Here is a 23093-nt window from a genome sequence, read left to right as displayed (position 1 = left end):
AATGGCGCTGGCGACCCGCATTCGGCCATTTTGCTGCCATGAAATAATGGTGAAGACACCCGTATGACGACGATCAATCCCCCCGCCGATCGGGTCGCGACCCCCTTCGCACCGTCGGTAACGAAAACTCCCAAGTCGGCGATCGCCGACGATATGGCGATGATCCGCGCGGCTTCGGAGCTGACGCGCGATCTCGTGCAGCCTTCGCCGCGCATTTACTGGACCGATATGCTGGCGTCGGCTTTCATCGGTTATGCAGGCATCGCGGCGGCGATCCTCGCGCCGTCGACGGCCTGGATGCTGGTTGCAGCGGTGATTTCGGTGATTGCGCTCTATCGCGCAGGCAGCTTCATCCACGAACTCACGCATATCCGCAAAAATTCGCTGCCGGGTTTCCGCCTTGGCTGGAACATTCTTGTCGGCGTGCCGATGCTGATCCCGTCATTCATGTACGAGGGCATTCACAGCCTGCACCACAACCGCACCAAATATGGCACGGTCGAAGATCCCGAATATCTGCCGCTCGCGCTGATGAAGCCGTGGACGGTACCGTTGTTCGTCGTGGCCGCGGCCTTCGCGCCGGTTGCGCTCGTCTTTCGCTATGCCGTCCTGACCCCGCTCTCGTTCCTGATCCCGCCGCTGCGCCGGACGGTCGTCGAACGCTATTCAGGGATGATCATCAACCCGCTGTTTCGCCGCAAGCCGCCCGAAGGTGAGTTCCGCCGCCAGTGGGCCTGGCAGGAAGGCGGCGCCTGGGCGTGGTCGACGCTGTTGATTTCCGCGGGCGTTTTTGGCTGGGTGCCGCTGCGCGCGCTGATCATCTTTGGCGCGATCGCTTCGGCGACTCTGGTGCTCAACCAGATCCGCACGCTCGTCGCGCATCTGTGGGAAAATGACGGCGAAGTATTGACCGTGACCGGTCAGTTCCTCGACAGCGTCAACGTCCCGCCGCCGGGCCTGCTGCCCGAGCTTTGGGCACCTGTGGGCTTGCGCTATCATGCGCTCCACCATCTGCTGCCGGGCGTGCCCTATCATTCGCTCGCCGTGGCGCACCGCCGCCTGAAGGATGCGCTGCCCGTGGATTCGCAATATCATGGCGCGAATTACGACAGCCTGCCCAAGCTGGTGATGAACCTTGTCGCCGGCTCGGCGCGCGGCGCCGCGGCGGCCGGGCGCTAGCCGACCTTACGCATAACCGACCCAGCCGCGCCAGGTGAAGGCGGCGTAGAATTGTTCGACGCCGGTGAAACCCGCGGCCCGCAATATCTCTTCGTCGGCTTCGGGGCTGAGCATCGCGACATGCGTCGCAACGGCTTCGCGGCCCTTGGCGACCTGTTCGGGGTCGCCGCCTGAGGCAATGGCATAGGATGCATAGCGGTCCATCCAGCGGTCGCGCTCGCCCGTGCCTTGCGGAAAGCTGCCGTGCGCGGCGACAAATGGTGCGCCGGGCTTCAGGCGGCGGCGGATTTCGGCGGCAGTGCGGATGCGCTCTTCAGTGTCCAGGAAATGGAGCGTGAGCAGACAGGTCGCGCCGTCGAACGGCCCGGTGGGGGCGTCATCGATATAGCCTTCGACCAGCGCGGCGCGATGCGCGTTTGCTCCCATGACCTTGGCGGCAAGATCGAGCATCGGTCCTGCAGGATCGACACCGGTGAAGCGCCAGCCCGGATGCGCTTCGGCCATCGCCTTCATTTCGCTGCCTCCGCCCGCGCCGAGCACGAGGATATGCGCGTCGTCGGCTACACGTTCGGCAAGCAGCAGCCCGGTCATACGGTGGAGGCCGTCGAGGCCGGGGACGAAGCGGCGCGGTCCCTCGGTATAGCGTGCGACCGCCGCCGGGTCCTTGAAGCTATCAAGGAAATGTTGGGCGCCTTCAGCCATGGATATGCTCCTGTAGGGTGGGGGAGGTGGATCGCGCGGCCATGCGCGCGTGGAAATCGGCCGCCAGCGCAGCCAGCGTCACCTCGCCGAAACGCGCGAGCAGCAGTGCCTCGGCTTCCTGAAAGCTGGCGTCGAGCGCGGCGTTGACCGCCTGTTCGACAAGGCAGCCGGGCGCCTCGGTGCGGTTGCCCATCGCCATCAGGCTCGGCTGACCGATCGCGACATAGACGTCGCGCATCGTGATGTCGGCAAGATCGCGCGCGGTCGTCCAACCGCCGCCATGGCCCTTTTCGCTATGGACAAAACCCGCCCGACGCAGTCCGCCTAGAATACGCCTGACGACCACAGGATGCGTCTGCATGGCTTTCGCGAGCTGGTCCGACGTCATCGGCGCGCGATGCTCGGCCATATGGAGGAGGACGTGGAGCACGCCCGAGAGTCGGCTGTCGCGTTTCATGCAACTTTAAATAGTACGTGAAACGACGCCGTCAACCCCGGGGGTTGATCGCTCGGCGTGGCGCTGTTAGGTCCGGCGACGATGACCAACGACCGATCCACCCGATTCAAGGCGTATTGGCGCTCCTTTACATAGGAGCGGCATGGCATCACCTGTGACCATCGCCGCCGTGTCCGGAAGGCGAATGGTTGTCATCACATCATCAGACCAGAACCCCCCGGGTACGGCGCGCGCTTTTTGAAGAAGACGCGACATGACCGATACTTTGCTTGCCCTGTCGACCGACCATTGCCGCATCACGCCGCTCTTTGCCGATGATGCGCGCGCGCTGGCCGCGATCACCGACGAGACGGTGACCTCGCGGGTCCATTTCTTGCCCGCACCTTTCACCGAAGCCGATGCCCGCGCGTTGATCGCGGGATCGGGCGGCGGTGACGTATTCCACGCGGTACGCGACGAAAGCGGCCTCGACCTTAACGGCGTGATCGGCGTGCATCGCCGTTTGGGGCAGGAGTATGAGATCGGCTATTGGTTCGCGGCGCGCGTGCGCGGCAAGGGCATCGCGACCGAGGCGGTGCGTGCGGTGATTGAGGCGCTCGCCGCATCACGGCCGGGCTGCTCGATCGTTGCCGAATGCCATCCCGATAATGAACATTCGCGCGCGCTGCTGCGCCGGATCGGCTTTGTCTCGACCGGCCGGCCCGGAAAACGTCCGGGACGGATGCTGATGATGTGGCGCGCGGCCCCGGCTTATCGCATCGACGTCTGCTGATCGGGATCGGTCGAGGCGACCTCCTCGGTCAACGCCTTGACGATCGCGGCGACCGAGGTCGGGGCGTAGGCAAAGCCCATATGCCCGCAATCGACCTCGACCTGCCGGTCGCTTTCATGCGGAAGCCCTCGTGCGCTGCTCACCGCCACGACGCCGTCATGCTTCGACCACAGCGCGAAGGTCGGCATTTCGGGACGCGGCGCGGGGTGGAAATCGATCGGCGGATTATCGACCGGGTGGCGTGCGATAAGATGATAGAGGCGCCAGGCGCGGTTGGCGCGGCGGCTGCCCGAAAAGGGCGAACCGAGCGTGACGACGCGCGCCACCTTTTCGGGGTGATGTTTGGCATATTCACGGGCGTAGATGCCGCCAAGGCTCCATCCGACAAGCGCGGGGGCATAGCCGGTGCGGTCGATGATCCACTGCACGCGGGTGTCGATGCGATCGATGATGTCGGCGGTCGCGCCGCGGTTGAAACCGAGGCCCCACGCATAGCAGCGAAAGCCCGATCGGCGAAGGTCGGCGCGCAGCCCCTTCGTCGCCCAGTCGCCCGACAGAAAGCCCGGCAGGATCATCACCGGCGGATGGTCGCTGTCGGGATTGGGTTCGGGCGGCATCGGGCGAATGCGGCCGCCAAGTGCGCGCGCCAACGACCCGATCTCGCGCCACAGCAAGGTCAGCGGCGGTAGCGCGTCGGGGTCGGGAATGCGCGCGGGCCATTCGGCGCGCCGGGTGAGGAAGCCGCGGATCATGGGGGCGATATAGTGATCCTTGGCTTCGGGCGAAAGCGGAACGGCGCTTACCTCTTCGGAACGAGCCTAACGAGCTTGCCATTTTCGCCGTCGGTCAGCAGCCAGACCGACCCGTCGTCGCGCACCTCGACCTCGCGGATGCGCTCGCGGAAGTCCCAGCGGTCGGACTTATGGAGCGTGTCGCCATCGATCTGCATACGAACGAGCCCCGCGCCCGACAGCGCCCCCATCAGCAGGCTGTTTTTCCAGCCCGGGTAAAGGTCGCCATTGTACCACACGAGTCCCGCGGGCGAGACCGACGGGTTCCACCACAGCTTGGGCGCCGCAAATTCGGGGCGCGTCGGATGGTCGGGAATATCCTTGCCGTCATAATGATCGCCGTTCGACACGATCGGATAGCCGTAATTGGCCTTGGCCTCGACCAGATTGACCTCGTCGCCGCCCTTCGGCCCCATCTCCTGATTCCAGAGCTTGCCGGTGCCGTCGAAGGCGAGTCCCAGGATATTGCGGTGGCCGAGCGACCAGATTTGCGCGGTCACCCCGCCCTGATCGGCGAAGGGATTATCGGCGGGAATGCTGCCGTCGGGATTGAGACGAAGGATCTTGCCGAGATTGGCGTTCATATCCTGCGCGGGATCGAATTTCTGACGCTCGCCCGACCCGATGAACAGATATTTGCCGTCGGGCGAGAAGGCGAGGCGGTGCGAATAATGGCCGCGGCCGGGCACCTTGGGGTCCTGTTTCCAGATGATTTGCAGCCCCTCGAGCCGCGGTGCTGCGCCTTGCACCAGCTTTGCCCTTGCCACGACGGCGCCGAAGGTGTCGCCGGTGCCGGCCTCGGCCCAGCTCAGATAAATAACGCCGCTGGTCGCGAAGTCGGGCGCGACGATTACGTCCCCGAATCCACCCTGACCGCCATAGGCGACCGCGGGCACGCCGGCGACATCCTGCGTCGGACCATTCTCCTGCCACAGTTTGAGCTTGCCCGACCTTTCAGTGACGAGAGCGGCGCGGGTTCCGGGCACGAAAGTCATCGCCCAGGGCTCGTTGAAGCTCGCGACTTCCTTCACCGTGAAGGGCGCGTCGGCGAGCGGCGTCGCGGGCTGCGCGCCCGAGGCGTCGAGCTTTGCAGTATCGGCCGGGGCGGCTTCGGTCGATGCCGGGGCGGCCGAACAGGCGGCGACGGCCAGCGCAAAAATGAGGGCAAGATGCGGCAGGTTTTTCATCGAAAGTGGCTCGCTTTGCTTGGGAAGGATGCGTCGTTCTGACGCCCCCGCCGCCGCTTGTCGAGGGCGTATACGATTGTCTCGCCTGTACGGCCGAAGCCCCTAGCGGTTCGCCGCCTCGCGCCGCGCGGTGATCGTCTCGACGCTGTCCATGATTGCGTCGACCGCCTCGCTCGACGGCGGCGCATCGGCGCGTTTTTGCGAGAACTGGCCGCTGTTCATGATCTCCTCGAGCGCGGCGCGCGCACGCGACACGCGGCTTTTCATCGTGCCGAGCGCGCAGTCGCAGATGCTCGCGGCTTCCTCGTAAGACAGGCCGCCGGCGCCGACGAGGATCAGCGCCTCGCGCTGGTCCTGCGGCAATTCCATCAGGCCGCGCTGGAGATCGGCCATCTCGCCGCTATCTTCCTGACTAGCGGGGGTCGACATGGTGCGCTCGACCGCAGTCTCGTCATATTCGCCGACGAACTTGTTGCGGCGCATCTGCGACAGGAAGGTGTTGCGTAGAATTACGAAGGTCCACGCTTTGATCGAGGTGCCGCGCTCGAACCGTTCGCGCGACGCCCATGCCTTGACCATCGTGTCCTGCGTCAGATCGTCGGCGAGGTCGGGATTGCCCGACAGGCTGCGACCATAAGCGCGAAGGTGCGGAATAACGCCCGCGAGCAGCGTCTTGAATTCGCTGTCAGACAGGGTTTCGGCCTGCGGCTGCGAAGCAGCGGCGGTAGTTCCGGTCATTATTGCTTCGGACTTTTCTGATCGAGCTGGGAAAGAAGATCGAGCATATTATCGGGCAGTTTTTCGGCGACGACATTGCCATAAATCATGCGCAGCTTCGCACTCACAGGCTCGGGCGCCTGTCGCCCCGTCAACGTGCGGTGCCACTGGTCGCCGTTCGTCCCGGGAAAGCTTCCTTGCGCACGGCGCGGTGCTTCTGTGCCCGGGGGGAGCGGGGCCTTGCCATTCATCCTATTGTTGCCTTGCGTAGCCATGCGGGAGCAACGATGAAGAAGCCCGCTGGTTCCACGCATTCTATTTTTTGCGACGAACGCGTTGCCAATAAATCACACTAGCCTTAAGCAACGTCATGTGAGGGGTCACACTTCGCCGGGCATATGTCGAAGGCAGAGGAGGTGGCCGGTGCTTTCCATTACTTGTGCATCTGTGCCTCCGGGCCACATCGCGGCCACGGGTGGCTCGCGGCCAAGGACCGGATCGATGCCGGGAACGGAAGGAAGTTTGCCAACTTCATACCTCTGGGCCGATGCCCGTATGTCCGGTGATCGGCGGGGCGCTTGCATTGCAAGGTCGAGGCGCTAAGCCGGTTGGAACTCGATTAACCCCTGCCAGGCAAAGGCCATTTTTATCAGCGACGTAATGCCCGAACCGCTCGACGATGCCAGCTTCAAGCGAGAACTCGCGGCGATGCTGCCGCATCTTCGCGCGTTTGGGCGCAGTCTGACGGGTAATGCCGACCTCGCCGACGATCTGGTTCAGGAAACGATGCTGAAGGCCTGGAAAGCGCGCGCGCAATATGTGCCCGGGCCCGCCAGCATGAAAAGCTGGGCTTTCGTCATCCTGCGCAATTGTTTCCTGTCGCAGATGCGGCGCAAGAAATTCACCGCCGAATATGACGAGATGGCGGCCGAGCGATTGCTTGTCGCGCCCGACGATCAGGACGACAGCCTCCACCTTGCCGACGTGCAGCGTGCGCTGATGATGCTACCCGTCGACCAGCGCGAGGCGCTGGTGTTGATCGGCGCAGGGCAGCTTTCTTATGAAGAGGGCGCCGAGATTTGCGGTTGCGCGGTCGGCACGATGAAAAGCCGCGTATCGCGCGGCCGTGCGGCGCTTCAGACGATATTGGAAAGCGGCGAAATGCCGCGGCGTAGCACCGACGTAATGCCGTCGAGCGAGGCATTTCGAACGATCATGGACAATGTCGACCAGCTGACTGGGAGCGGGCCCGCCGGAGACTGAGATCGCCCCGGCAAAGCCCTCCCGCAGGTGGTATTATAGCTGGACGGCCTATGCCGCGAGTTGCGGCGTGAAGAGCAGGCTCTGACTGATCGCTGCGCGCACCGTGTTTTCGCGAAACGGTTTCGAGATGAGGAAGGTCGGCTCGACCCGGCCACCAGTGAGCAGTCTTTCGGGAAAAGCGGTGATGAAGATTGCGGGGACTGGGGCGATCGCCAATATATCCTGCACCGCATCAATACCCGACGATCCGTCCGCGAGTTGGATGTCGGCAAGGACGAGCCCTGCATCCGTATCCTCGAACGCCGCGACCGCGTCCTCGTGCGTCGTTGCGATTCCTGCGACGCGATGGCCAAGATCGCGCACAATCTGTTCGAGTTCCATGGCGATCAACGGTTCGTCTTCGATGATCAGCACCGAGGTGCGCGATTCGCGGTCGAGTTCGCCCACCGCATCGGCGAGCAGTGTTTCGACTGTTCGGCTGTCTGCGCCAGTGATCAGCCCGGCTTCCTCGACCGAAAAGCCTTCGAGAGCGGTGAGGAGCAGAACCTGCCGCCCCAGCGGGGTGATCTGAACAAGACGTCGATGTGCGGCGCGGACCAGCGGATGCTCGCCTTCATCACTGTCTTCACCTTCGTCGATATAGGCGCTTTCCCAGATACGGTGAAAATTGCGGTAGAGGTCGATCCGCGCACCGTCGCCGCTGTAGAATTCGTCCGGCGCCGCCACGATGACTTCAAGCGTCGTGTGCACGAAATTGTCGCCATGCTGCTGGCTGCCCGTCAAAGCCCGTGCGTAGCGGCGCAGAAAGGGTAGATGTCCGCGAAGTTCCTCACCCAATGTCATCAAAATTGCTCCCTCTTGAGTGCAGTCATACGCGCCCAGGTCGAGGTCGGTTCCCGCGCGGCGAGGGAAAGCGGCGCGGACGGCTGCAACTTGTCGCGCGCCAAAGCGTAGAGTCTGCCGGGACGCAAAGATGTTGCAGCGTAAGTGAGTGGAATGAAACTACTTTCCTTTTACGAGGCGTGTATGCTTTTACAGGGACCATATTCATGGCAGAGCGGCGCCCCGGGGAATTGAGCGATATGGGGACACCGGAATCGCACGACAGCGAGGGACGGCATTTGGCGGACGGGGGTAACGAAGCTGCAATCGAGGCCGAACGGCTGCGTCTCGACACGCTTCGCGAATATCGGATCATGGATACCGCGCCCGAGGCGGCGTTCGACAGGGTGACGCGAATGGTCGCCGAACTGTTCGACATGCCGATCGCTCTGATATCGCTCGTCGATGATCGCCGTCAGTGGTTCAAATCGGCGTACGGCATCGATACTCGCGAAACGCCGCGCGAATATAGCTTCTGCCCCTACGTCATCGCAAAGGATGCGCCGGTGATGGTCACAGATGCATTGGTCGATCCCCGCTCGCGCGATAATCCGCTCGTGACTGGCAATTTCCATATCCGGTTCTACGCAGGGGTGCCCCTTCGCGCGCACAATGGCGCGATCCTCGGGAGTCTTTGCGTCCTTGATCGCAAGGAGCGCTCCGAGTTGACTGAGGTCGATCTGGCGCGGTTGGAGGATTTCGCTGGGATCATCATGGCCGAGGCGGATTTGCGCCGGATCGGCGCGGAGCGCGACGAAGCGCGTCGCACGCTTGAGCGGGCGCTCGATTTTTCAGGGATAGCAACCTGGCAATATGACCCGCGAACCGACCGGCTGAGCACGCAGGGTGCCGGTGCCGAACTCTGGGGTTCGGGTTTCGAGGCGATACTGGCCACGGGGAACGGTTTTTTCGATCTTGTTCATCCCGACGACCGCGCGGCGCTTCGGACTTTGCTGGAAGAAACGGTCGCCAATCGTACGCCCTATTCGGCCGAATATCGCGTGCTGAATTCGGAACGGGGCGTTCGCTGGAATGCGGTGCGCGGCGATTGGGTCGTGCATTCCGACGATGCGATGTTGACCGGCGTCAGCATCGACATCACCGAGCAGAAAAGCCGGCAGGAAAATGCCAATCTGTTGATGCGCGAGTTGCACCACCGGATGCGAAACCTGTTCGCGACAGTCAGCGCGATCATCTCGTTGACGCGACATGCCGCGCGCGACGTCGATGATTATGTCGATCGGATCAGCAGCCGCCTCGATGCGCTCAACCGCGCGCAGAACGTCCTGCTCAGCTCCAATTTCATGACCGGGTCGATGCACGCGCTGATGCGCGAGGTCGAGGCCGCCTTTCCGCGAGTCCGCTGGTCCGGTCCCGATCTGCTGCTGCCCGAGAATGCGCTTGTCGCGATGGCGCTGCTGTTCAACGAACTCGCGACCAATGCGGTCAAGCATGGCGCGCTGGCGAACGACGAGGGCCGCGTTGTCGTCGATTGGTCGCAGGATTCCGAGGGCAGCGAGCCACGGATATTCCGGCTGACCTGGAGCGAGACCGGGACCCAGGGACTGATCGGGCCGCCCGACCGCACCAGTTTCGGCACGCTGCTGATGGAACGCAGCGTGCGCAACAATCTGGGCGGATCGATCGCACGACGCTGGGAGCCGACGGGGCTGATCGTCGAAATCGCGCTGCCTGCCAAATGGCGTGAGGCATAAACGCGGCAGGGCGATTTGTTCTGCCTATGTTCTTGTGCTAGTCATGGGTCATGTCCGCCAAACCAATTCTGGAAAAGCTGAGCATTTTGGCCGATGCGGCCAAATATGACGCATCCTGTGCGTCGTCGGGGACGGTAAAGCGCGATTCGGTCGCGAGCAAAGGCATTGGCTCGACAGAAGGTATGGGCATTTGCCACAGCTATGCCCCCGACGGGCGGTGCATCTCGCTGCTGAAAATTCTACTCACCAATTTCTGTATCTACGATTGCCGCTTTTGCATCAACCGCGCGTCGAGCAACGTCGAGCGTGCACGTTTCAGTCCCCAAGAGGTCGTCCGCCTGACGCTCGATTTCTACAAGCGCAACTATATCGAAGGGCTGTTCCTCTCGTCGGGCATCATTCGCTCCGAGGATTATACGATGGAGCAACTGGTCGAGGTCGCGCGCATCCTGCGTGAGGAGCATCGTTTCGGTGGCTATATTCACCTTAAGACGATCGCGGGGGCCGATCCGGGTTTGATCGCTCTGGCGGGGCTCTATGCAGACAGGCTGTCGACCAATGTCGAACTGCCGACCGAAGCGGGGTTGAGCAGCTTCGCGCCCGAGAAGAAGCCCGAGACGATCCGCAAGACGATGGCGTCGGTGCGCGTCGGCGCCGAAGATGCGATCGATGCCGCAAAGAGCCGGTTGATTGGCAAGGCGATGCCGCCACGCTTCGCGCCCGCGGGTCAGTCGACACAGATGATCGTCGGCGCCGACGCGTCGCGCGACGATGATATATTGAAGACCGCGACGAACCTCTATTCGGGTTATCAGCTCCGCCGCGTCTATTATTCGGCATATAGCCCGATCCCCGATGCGAGCAGCGACTTGCCGCCGGTGCGGCCGCCGCTGATGCGCGAGCATCGCCTGTATCAGGCCGACTGGCTGCTGCGCTTTTACGGCTTCGAGCGCGCGGAGATTATGGAGGGGGCGAGCGGCGGAATGCTCGATCTGACGATCGATCCCAAGCTGGCTTGGGCGCTGAAGCGGCGCGAAGCCTTTCCCGTCGACATCAACCGCGCGCCGCGCGAATTGCTGCTGCGGGTGCCGGGGCTGGGGACGCGTGCGGTCGAGCGTATCATTGCGGCGCGGCGACTAGGCAAGCTGCGGCTCGGTGATTTGGCGAAGCTGACGGGATCGGTCAAAAAGCTGCTGCCCTTTGTCGTCCTGCCCGACTGGCGGCCGGGGATGCTGACCGACAGTGCTGACCTGCGCGCGCGCTTCGCGCCGCCGCCCGAGCAACTGGCGCTCGCGCTGTGAAAGAGATCGTCCTGAAGGAGTCCGGCGATTTTGCCGAATGGCGGAGCGCCGCGCGCGGACTACTGATCGGCGGGGTGGCGCCCGATGCGGTGAGCTGGCGTGACAGCGAAGCAGGCGCGTCGCTGTTCGGCGATGAAGTGGTGGAAGCGTCGGCCGGGGCGGTGTCGCTGCCGCGCGAATTGCTGGGGATCGCCGAGCGCGTGATCTGCCACCGCGACGCTGAAGTTCCGGCGCGGCTCTACCGGATCATCTGGCGCGCGTCGCGCGACCGGCAATTGCTCGCGCGCACCACCGACCCCGACGTCGACTGGTTGATGAAAGCCGACAAGGCGATCCGCCGCGATGTTCACAAGATGCACGCCTTCGTGCGCTTTCGGCGGCTTGGCGAAGATGAGGCAGGACGCGAAAGTTTTGCCGCTTGGTTCGAGCCCGATCATCGCATCCTGCGGATCACCGCGCCCTTCTTTCAGCGGCGTTTCTATGGAATGGACTGGGCGATCGTCACGCCCGACGCGCGCGCGATCTGGCAGGCCGAAAATTTGAGCTATGGTCCCGGCGGCACGAAAAGCGATGTTCCCGACAGCGATGTCGTCGAGGATCAGTGGCGCACCTATTATGGCGCGATCTTCAATCCCGCGCGGGTGAAGATCGAGGCGATGCGCGCCGAAATGCCGAAGAAATACTGGAAGAACCTGCCCGAGGCGCAGGATATTGCGCCGTTGCTCGCTGGCGCGGAGGCGCGGGTGGAACGCATGCGTGAAACGGCCGTTTCCTTGGCGAACCCTTTGACCGACAAATGGCGGACGCGTGTGCCCGACGAATTGCTTCTCGATGACGATGTGAAGACGTTGGGCGAGCTGGCGCGCGCGGTCGATCGCTGCACGCGCTGCCCGATTCATTGTAACGCGACGCAGGCTGTCGCCGGCGAGGGGCCGCAGTCGGCGCGCATCATGTTCGTCGGCGAACAGCCGGGCGATCAGGAAGATTTGCAGGGGCGCCCGTTCGTCGGACCCGCAGGGCAGGTGCTGAACGAAGCGCTCGAGGAAGCGGGCATCGACCGCACGCGATTGTTCCTGACGAACGCGGTCAAGCATTTCAAATTCGAGCCGCGCGGCAAAAGGCGGCTGCATCAGAATCCGACTGCGGGCGAGATCGATATCTGCCGCTGGTGGCTAGACAAGGAACGCGCCTTTGTTCAGCCCGAGCTGATCGTCACCTTGGGCGGAAGCGCGCTGCGGGGAGTGACGGGCAAGAGCGCGAGCATCGCGTCGATGCGCGGTAGAGTGCATGAACTGGCGGGCGGTGGAAAACTGTTGGCGACGATCCACCCGTCGTTCCTGCTGCGCCTGCCCGACCGCGACCGCGCCGCCGAAGAGCGCAAGGCCTTCGTTGCCGATCTGATTCGGGTGCGGGAACTCGCCGCCTGATGGTAAAGGCCAAGTCCTGGATCGAGCCGCATCCGAGCGGCATCTATGTGAAGCCCGCCGACCTTTGGATCGACCCGTCGCGCCCGGTCGAGCGCGCGGCGGTGACGCATGGTCATGCCGATCATGCGCGCAGCGGGCATGGCGCGGTGTTCGCGACCCCCGAGACGCTCGCGATCATGGCGCTGCGCTATGGTGTCGATGTCGAGGCGAGCCATAATCAGGGCTTTGCCTATGGCGACGGGTTCGAGCGCGGCGGGGTTCGCTTCAGCTTTCATCCGGCGGGGCATGTGCTGGGCAGCGCGCAAATATTGATGGAATATCAGGGCGAGCGGATCGTCGTGACGGGCGATTATAAACGCCGCCCCGACCCGACCTGCGCGCCGTTCGAGGTCGTGCCGTGCGACATCTTCATCACCGAGGCGACGTTCGGATTGCCGGTGTTCCGCCACCCGCCGACCGCCGACGAAATCGCCAAGCTGATCGGCGCGGTGCGCGCCGAGCCCGATCGGTCGGTGCTCATCGGCGCCTATGCGCTGGGCAAGGCGCAGCGCGTGATTGCCGAGCTTCGGGGCGCGGGTTGGGATGCGCCGATCTATATGCACGGCGCGCTAGAGAAGATGTGCCAGCTTTATGCTGCGCATGGTGTCGATCTCGGCGAACTCCGGCTCGTCAGCGAAACCGACAAGGCCGAGATGGCGGGGCAGATCGTCATTGCGCCGCCGTCGGCGCTCAACGACCGCTGGTCGCGGCGGCTGCCCGATCCGGTGACCGCAATGGCATCGGGATGGATGCGCGTGCGTCAGCGCGCGCGGCAGCGGATGGTTGAGTTGCCGCTTGTGATTTCGGATCATGCCGACTGGGACGAGCTGACAACGACGATATCGGAGGTGAATCCCAAGGAAAGCTGGATCACCCATGGCAGCGAAGACGGGCTGCTCCGTTGGTGCGAGCTGCATCAGCGCAAGGCGCGCGCCTTGCATCTGGTCGGCCGCGATCTGGAAGAAGAGGCGTGAAGCGCTTCGCCGCCCTGATCGACCGGCTGATCTATACGCGATCGCGCAACAGCAAGCTGGCGCTGATCGTCGATTATCTGCGGCACACACCCGATCCCGACCGCGGCTGGGCGATCGCGGCGCTGACCGAAAGCCTCGATTTTCCGGCGGTGAAGGCGGGGACAGTGCGGACCTTGCTCGCGACGCGGGTCGATGAGGAATTGTTCCGGCTGTCGCGGCATTTTGTGGGGGATACGGCGGAGACGGCGGCGCTGCTGTGGCCCGACGCGCCGGGCGCGAAAGCGGACCTCAGTGTCTCCGCCGCCGTCGACGCCCTTGCGTCGGCCACGCGCAGCGATGCCCCCGCGATCGTCGCTGCACTGCTCGACCGGCTCGACGCCGATGGACGTTATGCCTTGCTCAAGCTCGCGCTGGGCGGGATGCGCGTCGGCGTGTCGGCGCGGCTGGCGAAACAGGCGTTTGCGCAGGCGTTCGACGTGCCCGTCGATGATGTCGAGGAGCTGTGGCACGCAATCCCGCCGCCCTATGCGCCGCTGTTCGCGTGGGGCGAGGGCAGGGCCGAGCGACCCGATCTTGCCAATGTCGCCTTCTTCCGGCCTTTCATGCTCGCGCACCCTCTGGAAGAAGCGAGCGTCGATTTGGCCGACTATGCCGCCGAGTGGAAATGGGACGGGATCCGCGTCCAGATTGTCCATGGCGGGGGCGAGACGCGCATCTATAGCCGCGGCGGCGAAGAGATCAGCGGCGCGTTCCCCGAACTGGTTGCGGCGTTCGATCAGGATGCGGTGATCGATGGCGAACTGCTTGTTCGCGGCGAAGTGCAAGGCGGTGAAGCGGCGAGCTTCAATGCGCTGCAGCAACGGCTCGGGCGCAAGACGGTGTCGAAGAAGATGCTCGCCGATTATCCGGCGTTCGTGCGCGTCTATGATCTGCTGGGCGTAGACGGCGAAGATCTGCGCGGGCTGCCCTGGACCGAGCGGCGGCGGCAATTGGAAGCCTTTGTGCCGCGGCTCGCCGACAGCCATTTCGATCTGTCGCAGGTGATCGATGCCAGCGACTTCGACGATCTCGCCGAACGCCGTGCGGGTGCGCGCGATGCCGCGATCGAGGGCGTGATGCTCAAGCGCCGCGATGCCCCCTATGTCGCGGGGCGGCGCGCCGGTCTCTGGTATAAATGGAAGCGCGATCCGCTCACCGCCGATTGCGTGATGATGTATGCGCAGCGCGGCAATGGCCGCCGCGCGAGCTTTTATTCGGATTATACGTTCGGATGCTGGTCCGATGGCGGCGAGTTGCTGCCGGTGGGCAAGGCCTATTCTGGCTTCACCGACGAAGAATTGAAATGGCTCGACAAATTCGTGCGCGACAACACGCTCAACCGCTTCGGTCCGGTGCGCGAGGTCGAGAAATCGCTGGTGCTGGAGGTCGCATTCGATTCGATCCACAGCAGCAAGCGCCATAAATCGGGGCTCGCGATGCGCTTCCCGCGCATATCGCGCATCCGCCGCGACAAGCCCGCTGAAGAAGCCGACCGGATTGCGACGCTTCAGTCGATGGTGACTTAGGTCGCTTCGTCATTGCGAGGAACGAAGCGACGCGGCGGTCCAGAGTAGGCACAAGCCGCTCTGGATTGCTTCGCTACGCTCGCAATGACGGACAAGGTGCCTAATATTTCCTCGTCACAGGGTTGCAACCCGCGGCCTCGATACCGAGTTTAAGGCCGCAAACCCCTCGATAATAAAATGGAGACTGCCATGACTATCGCCCATCCTCCCCTTCCTTACGCTCAGGACGCGCTGGAGCCGCATATTTCGGCCGACACGCTGGCGACGCATCATGGCAAGCATCACAAGGCCTATGTCGACAAGACCAACGCCGCGATCGAGGGCACCGAACTGGCGTCGAAGCCGCTCGAAGAAATCGTCCATCACGCCGAAGGCTCGGGGAACAAGGGCCTGTTCAACAATGCCGCACAGGCATGGAACCACGCTTTTTATTGGGAAAGCCTGTCGCCGACCAAGACCGAACCCAAGGGTGACTTGCTCGCCGCGATCGAACGCGATTTCGGTTCGCTCGACGACCTGAAAAAGAAGCTCAAGGAAACCGCGGTCAACCATTTCGCTTCGGGCTGGGCATGGCTCGTCTCGCGCGACGGCAAGCTGTCGGTTACCGACACGCACGACGCAGGCACCGAGCTGGTCGCGGGCATCAAGCCGCTGCTCGTGATCGATGTGTGGGAACATGCCTATTATATCGACCGCAAGAATCTGCGCCCGGCCTATGTCGACGCGGTCGTCGACGAACTGCTCAACTGGGATTTCGCCGCAGAGAATTTGGCGCGCGACACGACCTGGACCTACCCGGCGTAATTCGCCATCCCTCCCCCTTGATGGGGGAGGCAGCGAGGCTTGCCAGCTTGCTGGCTAGCCGCAGCGGTGGGGGTGCGGTCTTGGCGTAGTATAAGGTCGCACCATCACCCCCATCCAACTCCGCCTAGCCGCTTTGCGGCAAGGCTGCCGTATCCTTCCCCCATCAAGGGGGAAGGGATTTTTGGCCCGTCCGGGCCTATCCCGACGCTGGCGCTTCTCCTATAGGGCCGCCATGACGATCAGCCTTTTCGAACTTTTCAAAATCGGTGTTGGCCCCTCCAGCTCGCATACAGTGGGCCCGATGGTCGCCGCGCGGCGCTTCACGGTCTGGCTCGACGAGCAGGATTTGCTGACCAAATCCGCGCATGTCGAAGCCGACCTTTATGGCTCGCTGGCGCTGACGGGCAAAGGCCACGCCGCCGACACTGCCATCGTCGCGGGACTTGCCGGCGAAATCCCGGCTTCGACCAGCCTCGCCGCGATCAAGGCGCATTGGGATCGCGCCGAGAGCGAAGGTTTCCTTTATCTGCTCGGGCGCCAGCGCGCGCGCTTTCAGCCCGCGCGCGACCTGCATTTCCAGATGCGCCAGCGCCAGCCCTTTCACAGCAATGCCGTCAGCTTCACCGCGCGCGACAGCGAAGGCGAGATTCTCGCCAAGCGCATGTATTTCTCGATCGGCGGCGGTTTCGTCGTCGACGAGGATGAAGCGGGGCGCAACAGCCGCGGCGCCGAGGATGAGGTCGAACTGCCTTTCGCGTTCACCTCGGGTGCCGACCTGCTCGAGATGGGTGCGGCATCGGGCAAGAGCTTTGCCGAGATGATGCTCGAGAACGAGCTCGCGCATCGCAGCCTCGAAGAGGTTGAGGCTGGGCTCGATGCGATCGCGGGCGCGATGGACGCGTCGATCGAAGCGGGCTGTTGCAGCACGGGCATTCTGCCCGGCGGATTGAAGGTCAAGCGCCGCGCGCCGCAGATCGCCGCCGACATCCGCAATCGCCACGAACAGAATCTGACCGATCCGCTCGCGATGATGGACTGGATCAATCTGTGGGCGATGGCGGTGAACGAGGAAAATGCCGCGGGCGGCAAGGTCGTCACCGCGCCGACCAATGGCGCGGCGGGGATCATTCCCGCAGTCATCCGCTTCTACCGCCGCGGCTATCGCGGCGATGACAAGGGCGTGCGCACCTTCCTGCTCGCCGCCGGCGCGGTCGGCGCGCTCTATAAGCGCAACGCCAGCATCTCGGGCGCCGAAGTCGGCTGTCAGGGCGAGGTCGGCGTCGCTTGCTCGATGGCCGCAGCGGGTCTGACCGCGGCGCTCGGCGGCACCAATGCGCAGGTCGAAAATGCCGCCGAAATCGGCATGGAGCATAATCTGGGGCTGACTTGCGACCCCATCGGCGGGCTTGTGCAAATCCCGTGCATCGAGCGCAATGCGATGGGCGCGATCAAGGCGATCGACGCCAGCCGCATCGCGATGATCGGTGATGGCACGCATGTCGTCAGCCTCGACACGGTCATCGTCACCATGTTGCAGACGGGCCGTGACATGCGCGACAAATATAAGGAAACCTCGAAAGGTGGGTTGGCGGTTAGTGTGGTCGAGTGTTGAGCTGACATTGCTCACGCGGCTTCTTACCCGGTCGGCGATCATCCCCGGCGAGTAAGCGAGCGTTCACCGGCGAAGGCGGGGGCTCAGAAGATACAGCGCTGCGCCTCGTGGGCCCCGGCTTTCGCCGGGGAACAGGACATGCTTGCCGCGAGGCGTGACGGGGCCGGACGCGTGACACGCGGTTCTTGGCCACCTATATGGGAGCGGTCGAAAATAGAGCAGCAGGGTGGTGGCTCCTGCGCCCGCATTGCGGGTTCTTCTCAGCCTCGGCGTCAACTGGCTTGGGTTCGGTGTGACGCGGTGAGGCAACGCGCTCAGGCCACCTGCAAAGCGGAGCGTGAAATGAACTATTTTCTTCTTGGACTTGCCATTGTCGCCGAAGTCGTCGGCACATCTTTCATGAAGCAGTCCGAAGGCTTTACGAAGCTGGTGCCGAGCCTGATCACGATCACGGCCTATGTCGCCGCGTTCTACTGTCTGTCGTTGACGTTGAAAACCATTCCGACAGGCGTCGCCTATGCGATCTGGTCAGGGGTCGGGATCGTTCTGATCTCCGCAGTTGCCTGGATTTTCCAGGGGCAGAAACTCGATGCCCCCGCGATGATCGGGATGGGGTTGATCATCTCGGGCGTGGTCGTGATGAACCTGTTTTCGAAGGCAGCCGCGCACTAGTCGCAACGCCGCCCTAGAGAAACGATGATAGCGTTGTCATAGCTATGCAATCGCTGGTGGCTTGCATTGCTGCGGCGTTTGCCTGATTGGGACGAGCGAGAAGGAGACAGCCCCATGAAGACCCGCGCCGCCGTTGCGTTCGAAGCGAAGAAGCCGCTCGAAATCGTCGAACTCGATCTCGAAGTCCCCAAGGCGGGCGAGGTGCTGGTCGAGATCATGGCGACGGGCATCTGCCACACCGATGCCTATACGCTCGACGGCTTCGACAGCGAGGGCATTTTTCCGAGCGTGCTGGGGCATGAAGGCGCGGGCATCGTGCGCGAAGTCGGCGCGGGCGTCACCAGCGTGAAGCCGGGCGACCATGTGATCCCGCTCTACACCCCCGAATGCCGCCAGTGCAAAAGCTGCCTGTCGGGCAAGACCAACCTCTGCACCGCGATCCGCGCGACGCAGGGCAAGGGGTTGATGCCTGACGGCACGACGCGCTTCAGCTACAAGGGGCAGCCGATCTTCCATTATATGGGCTGCTCGACCTTCTCGAACTTCACCGTGCTGCCCGAGATCGCGGTCGCGAAAATCCGCGAGGATGCGCCGTTCCAGTCGAGCTGCTATATCGGTTGCGGCGTGACCACCGGCGTCGGCGCCGTAATCAACACTGCGAAGGTCCAGGTCGGCGACAATGTCGTCATCTTCGGGCTCGGCGGCATCGGGCTCAACGTGATCCAAGGCGCGCGCCTTGCGGGAGCCAACAAGATCATCGGCGTCGACATCAACCCCGACCGCGAGGAATGGGGCCGCAAGTTCGGCATGACCGAATTCCTCAACTCAAAGGGTATGAGCCGCGAGGATGTCGTCGCAACGATCGTGCAGATGACCGACGGCGGCGCCGATTACACCTTTGACGCGACGGGCAATACCGATGTGATGCGCACCGCGCTCGAAGCCTGCCACCGCGGCTGGGGCACCTCGATCATCATCGGCGTCGCCGAAGCGGGCAAGGAAATCGCAACGCGGCCGTTCCAGCTTGTCACCGGGCGCAACTGGCGCGGCACCGCATTCGGCGGTGCCAAGGGCCGCACCGACGTGCCGAAGATCGTCGACATGTATATGACCGGCAAGATCGAGATCGACCCGATGATCACTCACGTCATGGGGCTGGAAGAGATCAACAAGGGCTTCGACCTGATGCATGCGGGCGAGAGCATCCGCAGCGTGGTCGTTTATTGACCTTTCCGCCGTTCGGCCTATCCGCGTCGTCATTGCGGGCATAGCGAAGCAATCCAGAGTGTGCGTAAACCGCCCTGGATTTCCTCGCTACGCTCGCAATGACGAAATTGTGGGAGGAAGCGTTTGACCGGACCCTATGTCCTGACGTTCAGTTGCGTCGACGCGGTGGGCATCGTTGCCGCGGTGACGGGCCTGCTCGCGACACGCGACGGCTTCATTCTCGACAGCCAGCAATATGCGGACCTGGATTCGGGGCGCTTCTTCATGCGTGTCGAGTTTCGCGGGGCGGGGCCGAGCTTTCCCGACGGACTGGCCGGGGTGGAGGACGCCTTCGCACCGATCGTCACCCGCTTTGCGATGGACGCGCGGATCAGTGATCGCGCCGCCAAGCCGCGCTTCGTGATCGCGGTGTCGCAAGGCAGCCATTGCCTCAACGACCTGCTTCACCGTTGGTCGACCGGCAATCTTGCGATCGACATCGTCGGGGTCGTGTCGAACCATGAGGCGCAGCGGCGGCTGAGCGAATGGCACGGCGTACCTTTCCATTACTTGCCCGTCAGTGACGCGAACCGCGCCGAACAGGAAGCCGCGATCCTCGATATCATGGCGCGCGGCGGGGCGGAGTATCTAGTGCTTGCGCGCTATATGCAGGTGTTGTCGCAGGACCTGTCGGCAAAGCTGTCGGGGCGCTGCATCAATATCCATCATAGCTTCCTGCCGGGCTTCAAGGGCGCCAAACCCTATCACCGCGCGCAGGAGCGTGGCGTGAAGCTGATCGGTGCGACCGCGCATTTCGTGACAAGCGACCTCGATGAGGGGCCGATCATCGAACAGGCGGTCGAACGTGTCGATCATCGCGATTCGGTCGACGAACTGATCCGCATCGGCCGCGATACCGAAGCGCAGGTGCTGGCGCGCGCGGTGCGATGGGTCGCCGAACAGCGCGTTTTGATCGATGGGCGCAAGACGGTGGTCTTCCGTTAGCCAAGGGGGCAAGATAAGTCCCGAATCGCAACCATAATCAGGAGGAGCGGAAGCCAATGTACAGTCACAATATGGTCGGTGCGAATGACATCGACGCAGCACGGAAATTCTATGACGCGACCTTTCAGGCGATCGGCGGCAAGCCCGCGATCCAGGACGACAAGGGCCGTTTGATCTATATGCACAATGGCGGCTTGTTCCTTGTCGGGCCGCCGATCGACGGCGAACCGGCGACCGCGGGCAATGGCTGCACGATCGGCTTTGCGATGGAAGGTCCGGAGCAGGCGAAGGCCTGGCACGATGCGGGCGTCGCCAACGGCGGCACCTCGATCGAAGACCCGCCGGGTGTGCGCGAGGGTGGTTTCGGCCAGCTCTATCTTGCGTATCTCCGCGATCCGTCGGGCAACAAGCTCTGCGCGCTTCACCGCGTCGTCTGAGGACCTGTCATGCGCGGCGAAGCGGGATTGCTGACCGATCTGGATGCGCTTGGTATCTCCTTCGCCGCCTATGAACATGTCGCGGTGTTCACCGTCGCCGAGAGTGACGGCGTGAATGCCGCGATTCCGGGCGCCCACACGAAAAACCTGTTCCTGAAGGACAATGGTGGCGCCTATTGGCTCGTCACCGTTCCGGGCGAAGCGCGCGTCGACTTGAAGGCGCTGCCCGCGGCGATCGGCAGCAAGCGCGTGAGCTTTGGCAAGGCCGAAGACATGGAGCGGCTGCTTGGCATCACGCCGGGGTCGGTAACCCCGCTCGCTGCGATCAACGCCGCGCCGGGCAGCATCACGGTGGTGCTTGACGAGGGGCTCGCGAGGGCTGGAACCGTCAATGTCCATCCGCTCCGCAACACCGCGACACTCGGCTTGCCGGGCGCAAAGATCCTCGACCTCTTGCGTCATTGGGGGCATCAGCCCGTCGTCGCGTCCATCCCCGTTCAGGAGCCTGTATGAGCCTCGAAACCCTCTCCACCGTCCGCAGTCATGGCGGCACGCAGGGCGTGTACAAACATTCGAGCACGACGACCGGTACCGACATGACCTTCGCGGTCTTTGTCCCCGATCACGAACATGGCGTGCGGCTGCCGGTGCTCTGGTATCTGTCGGGACTGACCTGCACCCATGCCAATGTGATGGAGAAAGGCGAATATCGGGCCGCTTGCGCCGAGCATGGCGTGATTTTCATTGCGCCTGACACCAGCCCGCGCGGCGAGGGCGTTCCCGACGATCCCGATACGGCCTATGATTTCGGTCTGGGTGCCGGATTCTATGTCGACGCGACCGCCGAGCCATGGGCGACAAACTATCGGATGCGCTCGTACATCGAGGATGAACTGCCGTCGCTCGTGCTGCGCAACTTTGCGAGCGCGGATCTGACGCGGCAGGCGATCACGGGTCATTCGATGGGCGGGCATGGCGCGCTGACCATCGGCCTTCGCAACCAGGATCGCTTTCGCTCGGTCTCGGCCTTTTCGCCGATCGTCGCGCCGTCGCAGTGCCCGTGGGGGGAGAAGGCGCTCGGGGGTTATCTCGGCGACGACCGCGAGGATTGGCACGCCTATGATGCGTGCGCGCTACTCGATCAGGGGCTTCGCGTGCCCGACCTGCTCGTCGATCAGGGCGACGCCGACAATTTCCTTGTCGAACAGCTCAAGACCGAATTGCTGGTCGCAGCATGCGAACGCGCCGGTCAGAAGGCCGAAATCCGCATGCAGCCGGGGTATGACCACAGCTATTATTTCATCTCGACCTTCATGGCCGAGCATGTCGCCTGGCACGCGGAGCGGTTGAAGGCGTAAACGTCGCCCCCGTGAGGGCGACGGTTAGGAATGTTCCGGGATCAGCAAGGTCGAACCCGTCGTCCGTCCGGCTTCCAGGTCGGCGTGCGCGCGCGCCGCATCTTGAAGCGAGTAGCGCTGGCCGACGGTGATCTTCACCGCGCCGCTTTCTATCATCTCGAATACCCGTGCTGCGCCCGCAGCCCGCTCGCCGGGATGAAGATAATAGTCGAACAGCGTCGGGCGCGTCACGAACTGCGACCCGTGCTGGGCAAGAATGCCGAGGTTTACGCCAGCCACGGGGCCGCCGGCATTGCCATAGCTGACGATCAGCCCGCGCCGCGCAGTTGCTTTTAGCGAAGTCGCCCAGCTCGCCATACCGATCCCGTCGAAGGTGACGGGGACACCCTGACCGTCGGTGATTTCGCGGACATGTGCCGCGACATCGTCCTGCTTGTAGCGGATGACATGGTCGGCGCCCGCTTCGCGCGCGGCATGTTCCTTGGCTTCGGTGCTGACGGTGCCGATAACGGTCGCGCCAATCGCCTTCAGCCACTGGACGAGGATCAGTCCAACTCCGCCGGCGGCTGCGTGAACGAGCACGCTTGTCCCTGCCTCGACCTTTGCGCAGCGTTCGACCAGCGCCTCGACCGTGCAGGCCTTGAGCAGTGCGGCGGCGGCGGTGTCGTCGTCGATAGCCGGCGGCAGTTTGAACAGCGACGCTGCAGGGACGAGGCGGGCCGAGCTATATGCGTTGCGCTGCGGCCCAAAGGTTGCGACGCGGTCGCCGGGCTGGAGGCCGTGGACGTCGGGGCCGACCGCGATGACTTCGCCCGCAGCTTCGACGCCGAGGCCACCGGGAAGCTCGACAGGATAGGTTCCGTCACGGTGATAGGTGTCGATATAGTTGAGCCCGACCGCGGTCTGGCGCAGCAGCACCTGTCCGGGGCCGGGATCGCCGAGCGTGACCTCGCGCCAGTCGATGACCTCGGGTCCGCCCTGGCTTTCGATAAAGGCTTCGATCGCTTTCATGTCGCGCGCTCCTGCTG

At 63.5% G+C, this 23093-nt stretch carries 24 protein-coding genes; 16 read left to right on the top strand and 8 right to left on the bottom strand.

Annotated elements, in window-relative coordinates:
• Nucleotides 1-63 precede the first annotated feature (63 nt).
• Nucleotides 64-1179 carry a fatty acid desaturase gene (locus KEC45_RS14470; RefSeq protein WP_252171124.1) on the top strand — a complete coding sequence of 372 codons (1116 nt, stop codon included), beginning with the start codon at nucleotides 64-66 and terminating at the stop codon, nucleotides 1177-1179.
• Between the two features lie 6 nt (nucleotides 1180-1185).
• Here the strand turns inward: KEC45_RS14470 and KEC45_RS14465 are convergent, their stop codons facing one another.
• Both KEC45_RS14465 and KEC45_RS14460 read right to left on the bottom strand, forming a co-directional pair.
• A complete protein-coding gene (locus KEC45_RS14465) occupies nucleotides 1186-1881 on the bottom strand; it encodes a class I SAM-dependent methyltransferase (RefSeq protein WP_062177491.1) in 696 nt (231 codons plus the stop codon).
• Nucleotides 1874-2338: an Rrf2 family transcriptional regulator gene (locus tag KEC45_RS14460; protein WP_062177493.1), complete on the bottom strand. Its 465-nt coding sequence runs from the start codon at nucleotides 2336-2338 to the stop codon at nucleotides 1874-1876. The genes KEC45_RS14465 and KEC45_RS14460 overlap by 8 nt, the downstream gene beginning before the upstream one ends.
• A 253-nt stretch (nucleotides 2339-2591) precedes the next feature.
• On the opposite strand from KEC45_RS14460, the gene KEC45_RS14455 reads away from it, so the two are divergent.
• The gene (locus KEC45_RS14455) at nucleotides 2592-3110 is read left to right on the top strand and encodes a GNAT family N-acetyltransferase (protein WP_062177497.1); all 519 of its coding nucleotides are present in this window, start codon (nucleotides 2592-2594) and stop codon (nucleotides 3108-3110) included.
• Here the strand turns inward: KEC45_RS14455 and KEC45_RS14450 are convergent.
• The 4 genes from KEC45_RS14450 to KEC45_RS14435 all read right to left on the bottom strand — a co-directional run bounded on the left by KEC45_RS14450 (nucleotide 3089) and on the right by KEC45_RS14435 (nucleotide 6056).
• The gene (locus KEC45_RS14450; protein WP_062177499.1) at nucleotides 3089-3862 is read right to left on the bottom strand and encodes a triacylglycerol lipase; all 774 of its coding nucleotides are present in this window, start codon (nucleotides 3860-3862) and stop codon (nucleotides 3089-3091) included. The two genes, KEC45_RS14455 and KEC45_RS14450, sit on opposite strands and share 22 nt — an antisense overlap.
• 47 nt (nucleotides 3863-3909) lie before the next feature.
• The gene (locus KEC45_RS14445) at nucleotides 3910-5088 is read right to left on the bottom strand and encodes a PQQ-dependent sugar dehydrogenase (RefSeq protein ID WP_062177502.1); all 1179 of its coding nucleotides are present in this window, start codon (nucleotides 5086-5088) and stop codon (nucleotides 3910-3912) included.
• A 102-nt stretch (nucleotides 5089-5190) separates the two neighbouring features.
• Nucleotides 5191-5826, bottom strand: coding sequence for a sigma-70 family RNA polymerase sigma factor (locus tag KEC45_RS14440; protein ID WP_062177505.1), 636 nt, complete (start codon nucleotides 5824-5826; stop codon nucleotides 5191-5193).
• Complete coding sequence (locus KEC45_RS14435; RefSeq protein ID WP_062177508.1) at nucleotides 5826-6056, bottom strand: NepR family anti-sigma factor; 231 nt, start codon at nucleotides 6054-6056, stop codon at nucleotides 5826-5828. Before KEC45_RS14435 ends, KEC45_RS14440 begins: the two co-directional genes overlap by 1 nt.
• 409 nt (nucleotides 6057-6465) lie before the next feature.
• Between KEC45_RS14435 and KEC45_RS14430 the strand changes: the two genes are divergently transcribed.
• Nucleotides 6466-7068: a sigma-70 family RNA polymerase sigma factor gene (locus tag KEC45_RS14430; protein WP_062177511.1), complete on the top strand. Its 603-nt coding sequence runs from the start codon at nucleotides 6466-6468 to the stop codon at nucleotides 7066-7068.
• A gap of 48 nt (nucleotides 7069-7116) precedes the next feature.
• On the opposite strand, the gene KEC45_RS14425 is transcribed toward KEC45_RS14430, so the two are convergent.
• Nucleotides 7117-7911, bottom strand: coding sequence for a response regulator (locus tag KEC45_RS14425; RefSeq protein ID WP_062177514.1), 795 nt, complete (start codon nucleotides 7909-7911; stop codon nucleotides 7117-7119).
• Nucleotides 7912-8117: 206 nt separating this feature from the next.
• Here KEC45_RS14425 and KEC45_RS14420 point away from each other — a divergent pair, with 206 nt between their 5' ends.
• From KEC45_RS14420 to fghA, 13 genes are all read left to right on the top strand, one after another.
• Nucleotides 8118-9665, top strand: a complete 1548-nt coding sequence (locus tag KEC45_RS14420; protein WP_062177517.1) for a sensor histidine kinase — start codon at nucleotides 8118-8120, stop codon at nucleotides 9663-9665.
• Nucleotides 9666-9715: 50 nt separating this feature from the next.
• Complete coding sequence (locus KEC45_RS14415) at nucleotides 9716-10966, top strand: putative DNA modification/repair radical SAM protein (protein WP_062177519.1); 1251 nt, start codon at nucleotides 9716-9718, stop codon at nucleotides 10964-10966.
• Complete coding sequence (locus KEC45_RS14410; RefSeq protein ID WP_062177522.1) at nucleotides 10963-12393, top strand: UdgX family uracil-DNA binding protein; 1431 nt, start codon at nucleotides 10963-10965, stop codon at nucleotides 12391-12393. Before KEC45_RS14415 ends, KEC45_RS14410 begins: the two co-directional genes overlap by 4 nt.
• Nucleotides 12393-13406 carry a ligase-associated DNA damage response exonuclease gene (locus KEC45_RS14405; protein WP_062177525.1) on the top strand — a complete coding sequence of 338 codons (1014 nt, stop codon included), beginning with the start codon at nucleotides 12393-12395 and terminating at the stop codon, nucleotides 13404-13406. The genes KEC45_RS14410 and KEC45_RS14405 overlap by 1 nt, the downstream gene beginning before the upstream one ends.
• Nucleotides 13403-14971, top strand: coding sequence for a cisplatin damage response ATP-dependent DNA ligase (locus KEC45_RS14400; RefSeq protein ID WP_062177527.1), 1569 nt, complete (start codon nucleotides 13403-13405; stop codon nucleotides 14969-14971). The genes KEC45_RS14405 and KEC45_RS14400 overlap by 4 nt, the downstream gene beginning before the upstream one ends.
• 189 nt (nucleotides 14972-15160) lie before the next feature.
• Entirely contained in the window at nucleotides 15161-15775 is a 615-nt protein-coding gene (locus tag KEC45_RS14395) for a superoxide dismutase (protein ID WP_062177530.1), read from the top strand.
• A gap of 232 nt (nucleotides 15776-16007) precedes the next feature.
• Complete coding sequence (locus KEC45_RS14390) at nucleotides 16008-17387, top strand: L-serine ammonia-lyase (protein ID WP_062177533.1); 1380 nt, start codon at nucleotides 16008-16010, stop codon at nucleotides 17385-17387.
• Between the two features lie 342 nt (nucleotides 17388-17729).
• Nucleotides 17730-18059, top strand: coding sequence for an SMR family transporter (locus KEC45_RS14385; protein ID WP_062177536.1), 330 nt, complete (start codon nucleotides 17730-17732; stop codon nucleotides 18057-18059).
• Nucleotides 18060-18173: 114 nt separating this feature from the next.
• Nucleotides 18174-19286, top strand: a complete 1113-nt coding sequence (locus KEC45_RS14380; protein ID WP_062177538.1) for an S-(hydroxymethyl)glutathione dehydrogenase/class III alcohol dehydrogenase — start codon at nucleotides 18174-18176, stop codon at nucleotides 19284-19286.
• 123 nt (nucleotides 19287-19409) lie between these two features.
• Nucleotides 19410-20270, top strand: a complete 861-nt coding sequence (purU, locus tag KEC45_RS14375) for a formyltetrahydrofolate deformylase (RefSeq protein WP_062177541.1) — start codon at nucleotides 19410-19412, stop codon at nucleotides 20268-20270.
• A 56-nt stretch (nucleotides 20271-20326) separates the two neighbouring features.
• A complete protein-coding gene (locus KEC45_RS14370) occupies nucleotides 20327-20707 on the top strand; it encodes a VOC family protein (protein ID WP_062177544.1) in 381 nt (126 codons plus the stop codon).
• Nucleotides 20708-20716: 9 nt separating this feature from the next.
• Nucleotides 20717-21220 (top strand): prolyl-tRNA synthetase associated domain-containing protein, encoded by a 504-nt coding sequence (locus KEC45_RS14365; RefSeq protein ID WP_062177547.1) that lies wholly within the window; start codon nucleotides 20717-20719, stop codon nucleotides 21218-21220.
• Complete coding sequence (gene fghA, locus KEC45_RS14360; protein WP_062177549.1) at nucleotides 21217-22065, top strand: S-formylglutathione hydrolase; 849 nt, start codon at nucleotides 21217-21219, stop codon at nucleotides 22063-22065. The genes KEC45_RS14365 and fghA overlap by 4 nt, the downstream gene beginning before the upstream one ends.
• Before the next feature lie 24 nt (nucleotides 22066-22089).
• On the opposite strand, the gene KEC45_RS14355 is transcribed toward fghA, so the two are convergent.
• On the bottom strand, nucleotides 22090-23076 hold the full coding sequence (locus KEC45_RS14355) for a quinone oxidoreductase (protein ID WP_062177552.1): 987 nt from the start codon (nucleotides 23074-23076) through the stop codon (nucleotides 22090-22092).
• Nucleotides 23077-23093 lie beyond the last annotated feature (17 nt).

The organism is Sphingopyxis sp. USTB-05 (genome assembly GCF_023822045.1).
GTDB lineage: Bacteria > Pseudomonadota > Alphaproteobacteria > Sphingomonadales > Sphingomonadaceae > Sphingopyxis.
This window is presented reverse-complemented; position numbering and strand designations above follow the sequence as displayed.

Coding starts and splice junctions, on each gene's coding strand:
- KEC45_RS14470 (WP_252171124.1), top strand. CDS start 64: ATGACGACGATCAATCCCCCCGCCGATCGGGTCGCGACCCCCTTCGCA.
- KEC45_RS14465 (WP_062177491.1), bottom strand. CDS start 1,881: ATGGCTGAAGGCGCCCAACATTTCCTTGATAGCTTCAAGGACCCGGCG.
- KEC45_RS14460 (WP_062177493.1), bottom strand. CDS start 2,338: ATGAAACGCGACAGCCGACTCTCGGGCGTGCTCCACGTCCTCCTCCAT.
- KEC45_RS14455 (WP_062177497.1), top strand. CDS start 2,592: ATGACCGATACTTTGCTTGCCCTGTCGACCGACCATTGCCGCATCACG.
- KEC45_RS14450 (WP_062177499.1), bottom strand. CDS start 3,862: ATGATCCGCGGCTTCCTCACCCGGCGCGCCGAATGGCCCGCGCGCATT.
- KEC45_RS14445 (WP_062177502.1), bottom strand. CDS start 5,088: ATGAAAAACCTGCCGCATCTTGCCCTCATTTTTGCGCTGGCCGTCGCC.
- KEC45_RS14440 (WP_062177505.1), bottom strand. CDS start 5,826: ATGACCGGAACTACCGCCGCTGCTTCGCAGCCGCAGGCCGAAACCCTG.
- KEC45_RS14435 (WP_062177508.1), bottom strand. CDS start 6,056: ATGAATGGCAAGGCCCCGCTCCCCCCGGGCACAGAAGCACCGCGCCGT.
- KEC45_RS14430 (WP_062177511.1), top strand. CDS start 6,466: ATGCCCGAACCGCTCGACGATGCCAGCTTCAAGCGAGAACTCGCGGCG.
- KEC45_RS14425 (WP_062177514.1), bottom strand. CDS start 7,911: ATGACATTGGGTGAGGAACTTCGCGGACATCTACCCTTTCTGCGCCGC.
- KEC45_RS14420 (WP_062177517.1), top strand. CDS start 8,118: ATGGCAGAGCGGCGCCCCGGGGAATTGAGCGATATGGGGACACCGGAA.
- KEC45_RS14415 (WP_062177519.1), top strand. CDS start 9,716: ATGTCCGCCAAACCAATTCTGGAAAAGCTGAGCATTTTGGCCGATGCG.
- KEC45_RS14405 (WP_062177525.1), top strand. CDS start 12,393: ATGGTAAAGGCCAAGTCCTGGATCGAGCCGCATCCGAGCGGCATCTAT.
- KEC45_RS14395 (WP_062177530.1), top strand. CDS start 15,161: ATGACTATCGCCCATCCTCCCCTTCCTTACGCTCAGGACGCGCTGGAG.
- KEC45_RS14390 (WP_062177533.1), top strand. CDS start 16,008: ATGACGATCAGCCTTTTCGAACTTTTCAAAATCGGTGTTGGCCCCTCC.
- KEC45_RS14385 (WP_062177536.1), top strand. CDS start 17,730: ATGAACTATTTTCTTCTTGGACTTGCCATTGTCGCCGAAGTCGTCGGC.
- KEC45_RS14380 (WP_062177538.1), top strand. CDS start 18,174: ATGAAGACCCGCGCCGCCGTTGCGTTCGAAGCGAAGAAGCCGCTCGAA.
- KEC45_RS14370 (WP_062177544.1), top strand. CDS start 20,327: ATGTACAGTCACAATATGGTCGGTGCGAATGACATCGACGCAGCACGG.
- KEC45_RS14365 (WP_062177547.1), top strand. CDS start 20,717: ATGCGCGGCGAAGCGGGATTGCTGACCGATCTGGATGCGCTTGGTATC.
- fghA (WP_062177549.1), top strand. CDS start 21,217: ATGAGCCTCGAAACCCTCTCCACCGTCCGCAGTCATGGCGGCACGCAG.
- KEC45_RS14355 (WP_062177552.1), bottom strand. CDS start 23,076: ATGAAAGCGATCGAAGCCTTTATCGAAAGCCAGGGCGGACCCGAGGTC.